Annotated in this window: 7 protein-coding genes, 1 tRNA gene and 1 pseudogene; 5 read left to right on the top strand and 4 right to left on the bottom strand. The window is 40.8% G+C overall.

The window, feature by feature from the left end:
* The 4 genes from AC1DPZ_RS19130 to AC1DPZ_RS19115 form a co-directional block, all read left to right on the top strand.
* A partial coding sequence (locus tag AC1DPZ_RS19130) for a glycosyltransferase (RefSeq protein WP_477406353.1) occupies nt 1-339 on the top strand: 339 nt, incomplete at its 5' end.
* Nucleotides 336-1,751 (top strand): exosortase Y, encoded by a 1,416-nt coding sequence (xrtY, locus tag AC1DPZ_RS19125; RefSeq protein ID WP_477406351.1) that lies wholly within the window; start codon nt 336-338, stop codon nt 1,749-1,751. The genes AC1DPZ_RS19130 and xrtY, both read left to right, overlap by 4 nt.
* A complete protein-coding gene (locus AC1DPZ_RS19120; protein ID WP_477406349.1) occupies nt 1,744-2,298 on the top strand; it encodes a WcaF family extracellular polysaccharide biosynthesis acetyltransferase in 555 nt (184 codons plus the stop codon). The genes xrtY and AC1DPZ_RS19120 overlap by 8 nt, the downstream gene beginning before the upstream one ends.
* A gap of 15 nt (nt 2,299-2,313) precedes the next feature.
* A complete protein-coding gene (locus AC1DPZ_RS19115; protein ID WP_477406347.1) occupies nt 2,314-3,885 on the top strand; it encodes a hypothetical protein in 1,572 nt (523 codons plus the stop codon).
* Between the two features lie 80 nt (nt 3,886-3,965).
* On the opposite strand, the gene obgE is transcribed toward AC1DPZ_RS19115, so the two are convergent.
* From obgE to AC1DPZ_RS19095, 4 genes are all read right to left on the bottom strand, one after another.
* On the bottom strand, nt 3,966-4,964 hold the full coding sequence (gene obgE / locus AC1DPZ_RS19110) for a GTPase ObgE (RefSeq protein ID WP_477406345.1): 999 nt from the start codon (nt 4,962-4,964) through the stop codon (nt 3,966-3,968).
* 91 nt (nt 4,965-5,055) lie between these two features.
* Nucleotides 5,056-5,628 (bottom strand): adenylate kinase, encoded by a 573-nt coding sequence (locus AC1DPZ_RS19105; RefSeq protein ID WP_477406343.1) that lies wholly within the window; start codon nt 5,626-5,628, stop codon nt 5,056-5,058.
* Between the two features lie 56 nt (nt 5,629-5,684).
* Nucleotides 5,685-5,758 (bottom strand) — tRNA-Arg (locus AC1DPZ_RS19100).
* A 178-nt stretch (nt 5,759-5,936) separates the two neighbouring features.
* Entirely contained in the window at nt 5,937-6,398 is a 462-nt protein-coding gene (locus AC1DPZ_RS19095) for a redoxin domain-containing protein (protein ID WP_477406341.1), read from the bottom strand.
* A 241-nt stretch (nt 6,399-6,639) separates the two neighbouring features.
* Between AC1DPZ_RS19095 and AC1DPZ_RS19090 the strand changes: the two are divergent.
* Nucleotides 6,640-6,916, top strand: a pseudogene (locus AC1DPZ_RS19090) (ABC transporter permease); the annotation flags it as partial.

Here is a 6,916-nt window from a genome sequence, read left to right as displayed (position 1 = left end):
GATAAGTTTAAAATACTACAACAGCATGATCTGTTTATATTACCATCGTACGATGAAAATTTTGGCAACGCGGTAATTGAAAGCCTGAGTGTGGGTACCCCTGTTTTGATCAGCGAGGAAGTTGGATTGGCTGACTACGTAAGTAAAAACAATTTGGGTTGGCTTTGCAAAACAACCGCGGCATCTGTTGCAGAAACGATTGATCAAATTGCAAACAAGCAGAGTGAACTTTTAAGCATCAGGGAAAGTGCACCCGATATTATTTACAATGATTTTAGCACCGATAGCTTAGTTGAAAAATATATAGGTTTGTACAATAAAATAAGCAAGCAGCATTGATCCCGGTATATACATTCATAATTCTTACTTACAATGAAGAGCAGCACCTGCCACGTTTGCTGGCTTCCATTAGTGGGTTGAATGCGCCTGTTTTTATTTTGGATTCGGGCAGTGATGACGCCACTATCGCGATAGCGCAAAAAGCAGGAGCAACAATCTTGCAGCACACTTTCGAGAATCATCCTAAACAATGGGATTTCGCACTTAAAAACTTCGATATTAAAACCCCCTGGATCATTTGTTTGGATGCCGACCAGGTTGTTACCCCGGAACTGAAGGAGAAGCTGATCAATTTTAAAGAAGATGAGTACCGCGATGTTAATGGGATTTATTTCAATCGTAAAAATTTTTTTAAAGGCCGCTGGATAAAACATGGCGGTTATTATCCTTTTTACCTGCTTAAAATGATCAGGTACGGGGTTGGCTATTCTGATTTGAACGAGAATATGGATCACAGGTTTATTGTTCCCGGCAAAACCGAAGTATGGAAGAATGGTTATATCCTGGAAGAAAACCTGAAGGAAAATAACATCAGTTTTTGGATAGCCAAACATAACCGGTACAGCGATCTGCTGGCCCAGGAAGAGGTAGAGCGAATGCAAAACATGCGGCAACAAACTATTAAGCCGTCATTATTCGGCTCGCCGGATGAGCGTACAGCCTGGCTAAAGCAACTTTGGTGGCAACTGCCACGCTATGCAAGGCCGATGCTTTACTTTGTGTACCGCATGATTTTTCAATTAGGTATATTGGAAGGGCGCATTGGTGTAATATTTCATTTTTTACAGGGCTTTTGGTTTAGGCTGATTGTTGATGTAAAAATTGACGAGATCCTGAAAAGCAAGCAAAAAACGACACAGACAAATCAAACCAACATTTCTCCATTCAAATTTGTATTTACATTTCTACTCCTGTTCCTGCTGTTCTATTATTTTAATATTTTGTTTTTTGGCATCACCAGCCCTGGCAGCCACTATTATCGTTTTTTGGCTGATTATTTAAACTATATACAAGGGCTGCGATGGGTATTGTTAAGCGTTAGTGCACAGGTGCTCGGCTGGCTTGGTTTCACAGCAATACATAATGGCACCCAATTATTAGTAGCCGGCAAGGGTACTATCGTATTGGTATATTCCTGCCTTGGGCTTGGTTTAATCAGTTTCTTTTCGGCATTTGTAATAGCTTATCCTAAAAGGCTGAAACAAAAAATGATCTTTTTGATTGCCGGTATTTTAAGCATCGAACTCTTAAATGTTATTCGTTTTGTGCTTTTAGCTTTGTTCTGGAACAAAAAAGCTAACCAGATAGTTGATCATCATACCATTTTTAATATCACTTTGTACATCATCATCATGGTAACCCTGTATTTTTGGGTAAATCAAAATGATAAGGCAAAAAATAAACATGCTTAAAACCAACCTTTCCGCCTATAATAACTACCCTTTCCATCCTGGTGGGAATGCGATAAAAAGGCTTTTATGGTTTTATGTGAACGCTATTTTTTTCAAGACCAGTATTATCCCATCCAGTAGCTTTAAGGTATTTTTATTGCGGATATTTGGCGCGAGGATTGGCAAAAACGTAACTATTAAACCCTGTGTAAATATCAAATATCCATGGTTCCTGCAAATAGGTGATGAAACCTGGATAGGCGAAAATGTATGGATCGACTGCCTGGTGATGATTGACATAGGGGCCAATGTATGTCTTTCGCAAGGGGCTATACTGCTCACGGGGAGTCACAACTATAAAAAAACATCCTTCGATCTGATAACCAAAGGGATTGTTATAGAAGATGGTGTTTGGATAGGTGCGGGGGCCATAATCAACCTCGGTATCACGGCGGCAAGTCATTCGGTACTTACCAGCGGCTCAGTAGCAACCAAAAACCTGCAGGCTTACGGCGTTTACCAGGGAAACCCCGCTATAAAGATCCGCGAACGCGAGATCGGCTCATAAAATACGTCAAAATATATGATATTAAAAAAATCACAAACCCATCGAAATATCCTGATAGCATTAGGTGTAATTGTATTGGTAATGGGTGCAATGATATTTATGGCCCCTACGGCTATCTTTCCAGATCCAAGCTGGGGTTTCCAGGTTTTACAAAAAATGCAGGCTGGTGGGGGCTTTAATATGGCTACGAAGCCAGATCCGGCCGACATCAGTAAAAACTATACCGAATTTTTATCATGGTGGTCGCCGGGACAGTATTTGGTTCCTTACCTTTTTAAATCTGTTTTTGGTATTAATACCGGGCAGGCATCGGCAATTACCATTACCGTATTTAGTTTATTGGGAATAGCCGGATTTTATGTCTTTTTTAAAAAAGCAGGATTTTCCCAGCTTCTGGCAGCTGTTAGCGTGCTGGTGATTGTAATTCAACAGGCTTTTTTTATTCCTTACGTTTTTTATAATGGTGGCGAAGTTTTACTTTTTGGCTTTATTGGGTGGTTCCTGTATGGTTGTATAAGTTTTGATAAAACCACCTGGAAACTTGCACTCTTCCTGCTGCTTTCAGGATGGATAGGCTTTTTCTGCAAATCATCGTTTTTGTGGATGTATGCTGCGGGTTGTTTGTATATCTGGATCAAACTATCCCAAAAGCAATTAAATTTAATGGTGTGGATTAAGAACGGAGCCTGGATTGGCATTCCTGGTATAATATCGATAGGTACTATTATTATTTGCTACTTGTCTAAGGGGGCAAACCCTGCATCAGGCTCATCAGGGTTATTGCTAAACTGGGAAACCTTTAGCTTTCCGCTGGCCTCCCCTATTTTAGCCGGTTTCTCTTTAGATGATATGGTAAACGGGCTACTGTTTCACAGTAATGCATCTATACTCAGCCCTTTATGGTCGTTAATTGTACTGTTATTAGCTGCCGTATTAAGTATATTGCTCATTATTAATATTATCCGAGTTGTACCGAATAAGAACTATACCCTATTGCTTTTTATTTTTTATGTGCTTTCGGTACTTTTTTTTGGTTATAGCTTTTTGCGACAGGCAAATATTTCGTACGAAGCAAGGCATTTTAGGATCATAGGTTTATTGGTAACACCGGGTGTGGTTTACCTGGCAAGCCGGTGGAAACAACCTTTTAAAATAGCGTTCACCATTGTATGCCTGTTTATTGCATTCTGGAGTATCAGGTATTTTGTACCCAGTTACCATCAAAATAAAACATTAAACGCGAAGGGGACATCAGGTATAGCGCAACTATTTATAGATCAGCAATCGCTTGATTATATTATGGATCTGGATAGAAAAACAAAGAATGCGCTATTCGTTTTCATAAGCCCCGACCTGGGCCTGGAGATTAACCATAATCGTTATATCATCTTAGATCCTATCGATTCGGATATCAAAATTGAATATGACAGCTATGTACACTATGGCCATGCCGGACCAATCTACATCCTGCTCCCGGCAAGTTACATGGGGCCAAAATCAAACATTATACGTAAATGCTTCCCTGGTTACAAGGGCTTCCGTATGGATATGCTGAGTAATAAATACGTACTGTATTCGGCTAAGTAAGTATAGTTTTATTGCAAAAAAAAGAAGTTTTAATCACTTTTAAACAGTTTTTATTTACAAATATCAAACCCGTTTAAATTTTACTTATTTATCTCGGCCCAAAGCAGGTCCTTCAATCCCATTAGGTTTTTTTGTGCTACTGATGAAATGAATATCGAAGGAATACCTTCCGGTAATTCGTTTTGCATTTCTGCCTGCAGTTCATCATCCAGCAGGTCTGTTTTGGTAACCGCTAAAACGCGGGGCTTATGCATCAGTTCGGCATTGTACTCCTGCAGTTCGTTCAATAGTATTTCGTATTCCTCTTTGATGGTGCGGGTGGTATCTGCAGGTACCATAAATAACAATACCGAGTTACGCTCGATGTGCCTCAAAAACCTGAACCCTAAACCCTTTCCCTGCGAAGCCCCTTCTATAATCCCCGGAATATCGGCCATTACAAACGATCGGTTATCGCGATAGGATACGATACCCAGGTTAGGCACTAATGTGGTAAAGGCATAGTCAGCAATTTCGGGTTTGGCAGCAGATACAACCGACAGCAGTGTTGATTTACCTGCGTTAGGGAAGCCAACCAAACCAACATCGGCCAGTATTTTAAGTTCAAGTACGTTCCAGTCCTCTTTGCCGTCTTCGCCGGGTTGGGCAAAGCGGGGAGTTTGCTGGGTTGGCGTTTTAAAATGCCAGTTACCTAAACCGCCACGACCGCCCGGTGTTAATATTTTAGTTTCGCCATCCTGGGTTATCTCGAAGATGATTTCCCCGGTTTCGGCATTTTTAATGGTTGTACCAAGGGGCACTTCCAATATTTCATCCCTGCCGGTTTTACCACTCCGTAATGAACTTCCACCCGAATCGCCATCTCCGGCAATTACGTGCTTGCGGTATTTAAGGTGCAGCATGGTCCACAACTGGGCATTGCCCTTTACGATTACATGACCGCCGCGACCACCGTCGCCGCCATCAGGACCGCCTTTTGAAGTTAATATATCACGATGTAAATGCGCAGAACCCGCCCCTCCGTGGCCACTCCGGCAACAGATCTTCACATAATCAACAAAATTGGAACCTTGCGACATAGTTTTTTGATTTCGGATTTGTGAATTCGGATTTATGATTTATCTGAATTATAAATAAATCCCAAATCGAACATCCGAATCCCGAAATCCCTTAATACGCTTCAATAACTTCACCTATCTGGCCAAAAATATGGTCGATAGGGCCGATACCGTGTACGCTTTTAAATTTATCCTGGTTTTTATAGAAATCGGCAACAGGGGCCGTTTTATCATTATACTCTTTAATACGCTTACGGATCACCTCCGGATTGGCGTCATCAGGCCTGCCAGATGCTTTACCCCGCTGCAATAAACGCTGCTCCAGTTCATCATCATCTACCTCAAGCGCTATCATACCAGATATGGCATCACCTTTACTGGTCAAAAGCCTGTCTAAAGCTTCGGCCTGCGCAACTGTACGCGGGAAACCATCAAAAATAAAACCTTTTGCATCCTTGTTGGCATCCAGCTTATTGCTGATCATACCTATAACAACCTCATCAGGAACCAGCATTCCCTCGTCCATCAGCTTCTTAGCTTCTAACCCAAGTGCTGTTCCCTGCGAAATTTCGCCTCGTAAAAGGTCACCTGTTGATAAATGGATCAATCCATGTTTTTCAATAAGCTTTTGCGACTGAGTCCCTTTCCCGGCTCCGGGAGGACCAAACAATACCAGGTTTAGCATGCTCGTAATAAATTAAAAGCCTTTCGGTACAACACAGAAAGGCTTAACGTTATGGGTGCACTTGAAGGGAGTCGAACCCCTAACCTCCTGATCCGTAGTCAGGTGCTCTATCCAATTGAGCTACAAGTGCATTATTTCATCTATCCACACAAAACAGGGTAATCTCCCACTTATGGTGCTTTTTGAAACGGAATGCAAAGATAGGATTTTATATTACCGATGCAAAAATTTTATAAAAAAGTTTATTAAACAACAAAGTTTAGCTGCCCTATGCCCAACCTTGTAACCAACAACCTGGTCAATTAAAACTACTTTACAACTGCTGCAATTGCTTCAAAATTTGGCAAATCGGTAGCCACTTCCAAAACTTCGGCATAAATGATGTTCTGTTCCTCATCAATTACAAAAGCGGCACGTTTAGATACCCCTTTTAAACCCATCACAAAATCAGCATATATAGCCCCGTAAGCTGTGGATACTTCTTTATTAAAATCAGACAACAAGTCGAACTGGTAATTATTTTCTTCCTTAAACTTAGCCAATGTAAAAGGCGAATCAACCGAGATTCCTAATATAGTGGCGTTTAAACCATCATAATAGCCAAAACTATCGCGCATGGTACATAACTGTGTAGTGCAAACACCTGTAAATGCTAAGGGGAAAAAGTGCAGCACTACTTTACGGCCCCTAAAATCGGCCAGTGATGAGCTTTGCAATGATGATGATACTAATGTAAATTGTGGTGCCGCCTGGCCTTCTTGTAATAACATGTTTGATTTATTTTTTGCAAATAAATTGTATTTACGGCGGAGTTGCTAATTACACAGATAATTGAAATGTCAATTTATAGTCCTTTAAATAGCCGGCTTGCTTAAACTAACTAATTAGTTTAACTTTATTTAACAAATAGATTACTATTGATTAACTAACTTGGAGCTATAAAACTACCTATGTATAACCGTTTTACAATGTATAGGTTATATGCATTCAACCTGTAAAAACTTTGCGGCCATGATTAAAACCTTTATCAAAATAGCACTCAAAAGCCTTCTAAAAAACAAAGCTGTTACCATTATCAACATTTTAGGCCTGGCCATGGGTYTGGCTACCTGCCTGCTGATTGTGTTTTACGTAGTTGATGAATTAAGCTACGATAGGTTTAACGTTAAGGCCGATCGCATATTCCGTGTTAATGCCGACATAAAATATGGGGGCAACAGCAGTTCATATGCGGTAACACCTCCACCCCTTGCCGCGGCGCTTGGCAATGAGTTTCCTGAAGTTGAGA

Source organism: Mucilaginibacter sp. P4_G9, from assembly GCF_056400985.1.
Note: the sequence above shows the minus strand (reverse complement) of the source record. Positions and strands in the feature narration are given on the sequence as shown.

Excerpts from the sequence above, each read along its gene's own strand:
- AC1DPZ_RS19120 (WP_477406349.1), top strand. The coding sequence starts at position 1,744 with ATGCTTAAAACCAACCTTTCCGCCTATAATAACTACCCTTTCCATCCT.
- AC1DPZ_RS19115 (WP_477406347.1), top strand. The coding sequence starts at position 2,314 with ATGATATTAAAAAAATCACAAACCCATCGAAATATCCTGATAGCATTA.
- obgE (WP_477406345.1), bottom strand. The coding sequence starts at position 4,964 with ATGTCGCAAGGTTCCAATTTTGTTGATTATGTGAAGATCTGTTGCCGG.
- AC1DPZ_RS19105 (WP_477406343.1), bottom strand. The coding sequence starts at position 5,628 with ATGCTAAACCTGGTATTGTTTGGTCCTCCCGGAGCCGGGAAAGGGACT.
- AC1DPZ_RS19095 (WP_477406341.1), bottom strand. The coding sequence starts at position 6,398 with ATGTTATTACAAGAAGGCCAGGCGGCACCACAATTTACATTAGTATCA.